General features: G+C 65.1%; 1 pseudogene. It reads right to left on the bottom strand.

Annotation, left to right across the window (positions count from 1 at the left end):
* A pseudogene (locus A5753_RS07760) lies at positions 1 to 3213 on the bottom strand (condensation domain-containing protein); the annotation flags it as partial.

Here is a 3213-nt window from a genome sequence, read left to right as displayed (position 1 = left end):
TCCGCGGTCATCGCCAACACCACCCGCTGCAACCGCTCCACCAACACCTCAATGCTGGCCACATCAAACACATCGGTATCGAATTCGAGACGCAATCCCAATTCAGTGCCCGGCAGAACCTGCACCGCGAGCGGGTAGTGGTTGTACTCGCGGTTGGTGAACTCGGTGACGGCCAATCCGTCGGCGCCTAGCAACCCGTCGGTATCAAGGGGATAATTCTCGAACGCGAAAAGAGTGTCGAACAGCTGGTCATGACCAGTGGCGCGATGAATATCGGGTAGCGCCAGGTGCTGATGCTCAAGTGTGTTGTTGTGAAACGTTTGCAGTTGCGCCAGTAGATCCGCGGTGGTCGTTGCCGGCGTGATACGCGCGCGCATCGGCACGGTGTTGATCAACAACCCGATCATCGAGTCCGCGCCGAGTATTTCGGGTGGCCGGCCCGAAACCGTGACACCGAAAACAACGTCATGCTGGCCGGTCAGCAAAGTCAGCAGCTGCGCCCAGGCGGCCTGCAGCACGACGTTAACCGTGGTGTGGCTGGAGCGTGCCAGATCGCCGAGGGCCTTGGTGGTTTCCGCCGGCACCCGAAAGGATGCAACGCTTCGGCGCCCGTGCCGCAACCCGCCTGGCCCGCCCACCAGTGTCGGGGTGTCGAAATCGGCGAGTTCCTCACGCCAAGCCTCGTAGGCGGAATCAACATCTCGGTCCGCCAGCCACGTGACAAATCTGCGATATGGGACCGCCGCCGGAAGTCGCTGGCCGGAGTAGCTGGCGAAGATCTCTCCCAGCAGGATCGACAGGGACCAGCCGTCGAGCACGATGTGGTGATTCGTCAGCACGAATCGATACCGGTCCATTGCGGTCTGGATCAACACCGCCCGAAACGGTGGCTGGTCAGCGAGATCGCAGACCGCGGCGCGTTCGGCGGCGCAGACCCGCTGGACCTGCTCGTCAATGTCGGGACTGCCGTCAAGCTGCACATATCGCCAGGGCAGTTCCGGGTCAGCAGGGATGATCTGCACTGGCCGGTCGAACTTGTCGGAGAACCGAGCCGCGAGGTTCGGGTGCCGGTCGACCACCGTCTGCACCGCATCTTGCAAACGGTCCGGGTCGAGCGGACCGGCCACGGTGATATCGAGCTGCACCGCATACAGATCGTCGCTGCCTTGCCCCGTGCTGGCATGAAAGAGCAGGCCCTGCTGCAGCGGAGTCAGCGGCAGGACGTCAGCAATCCGCATATTGCCGCTGGAGCTCGTCGATCTGCTGCTGACTGAGACCGGTAAGCCCGATATCGGAGGGCGTTAACCCACCACCACCGCGACGCACGTGTGCGCAGATACCGGCCAAGGCGTCGAACCACAATCGGCTCAGCCGCCTAACCTGCGCTTGATTCAGTGCCGAGGGCGCCCACGTCCAGTCGGCGTGCAGGCGCGGGCCGGTTTCGGTGTCGATGGTGGCAGCGTTGAGCTCCACCGTATGCATCAATTGCATGGGGACCGCCGCAGCCGCCGCGGTCAACGACAGGCCGTCCTGGCTGATCTGCCACAGCTCGCCGGGCGCCTCGGCGCCGGGGCCGCCAAGCCGCCCCAGATAGTTGAACCCGATCTGCGGATCGGACCCCGCCAAATCGACATCGGTGTTCATGTATCGCAGCAGCCCGTAAGTCATACCGTCCGGAAGGTCTCGCAGTTGTTCTTTGGCGGTCTTGATCGCGGCTCCCAACGCGGGGTCGCCCGCCCCCACCTGGGCCCAGCTCAGCCTGCCCACCGCCAACGCGACTGGGTATTTGGTGGTGAACCATCCCACCGTCCGGGACAGATCGATATCGGTGGCCAGTTCTTCGTTGCGTCCGTGGCCTTCGACGTCGATACCGATCGGTGCGCTGCCAGTGCCGAGGAACTCCGCCAACGCCACCCCAAATGCGATCAGCAGTATCTCCTGCACCCCGGCATGGAAAGACGCGGGAACCTCACCAAGAAGCAGACGGGTGGTCGCGGCGTCCAGCTGCGTGGATAGCCGCCCAGCCGTGGCAAACGTGTCCACCGCGGGCTGCACCGCCGGCAGCACAGCGGGGGTCAACATAACCTTCCGCCACGTCTCGGCGTCGTTCAAAACCGACGCATCGCGCGCATACTCGGCCAGCAGTGACGACCACCGGGCAAACGATGTTCCGCCCGGCGGCAATGCCGCCGGTTGCCCGCTGTGGCGCTGAGCCCAGGCGATGTTGATGTCCTCGAGCAACACCCGCCAGGAGACCCCGTCGACGGCAAGATGGTGAATGACCAGCGCCAACTGCCCGGTGGACGCCACCCACACAGCGCTGAGCATCACGCCAGCGGCGGGGTTCAACCGCGACCGCGCCTTGACCAGCGCTTCCTCGGACAGCACGTCCACCGACTGCAGGCACCCGCCGGCATCGACGGACCCGGGCTCGGGCACCTGCAGCGACCAGCCCCCGGAGCCATCGTCCTCGGCACGCAGGCGCAACATGGCATGCCGATCCAGCAACGCCTGCAAAACCGCCACGACATCCGTTTCGCTGACCCGCGGGGGCGCCTCCATCACCACGGTCTGGTTGAACTGATCGACCCCACCGTCCATGCCGTGCAGCCAGCGCATAATCGGGGTGGCCACCACCGGCCCGACACCTTCGTCGTCGACCGCGCCATCCCGGTCGACGACGCCGGCCACCAGAGCCAGTCGTGCGACGGTCTGCTCGACGAACACGTCGCGCGGTCGGCACAGCACGCCGGCTTTCCGAGCTCGCGCGACTACCTGCATCGACAAAATGCTGTCGCCGCCGAGTTCGAAGAAAGATTCGTCGACGCCGACGCGTTCGAGGCCAAGCACCTGGGCGTAAACCCCGGCAAGGATCTCCTCGGTCTTGGTGGCCGGGGCGCGGTAACCCTCGGCGTCCTGGTACTCCGGTGCCGGCAACGCGCGTTTGTCGAGCTTGCCGTTGACCGTCAACGGCAACCCGTCGAGCACGATCACCGCCGCCGGAACCATGTACTCGGGCAGCCGCTCGGCCAACCCAACCCGCGCCGCGGCCGGATCCACCGTCCCGGTCACATATCCCACCAGACGCTTGTCGCCAGGGCGATCCTCGCGGGCGATCACCACCGCTTGACGCACCCCATCGAGCGCGGCCAACGCCGCTTGAACCTCACCCAACTCGATGCGATACCCACGGATCTTGACCTGCTCGTCGGC

This window comes from Mycobacterium sp. 852002-51971_SCH5477799-a (assembly GCF_001667145.1).
Taxonomy (GTDB): Bacteria; Actinomycetota; Actinomycetes; order Mycobacteriales; family Mycobacteriaceae; genus Mycobacterium.
This window is presented reverse-complemented; position numbering and strand designations above follow the sequence as displayed.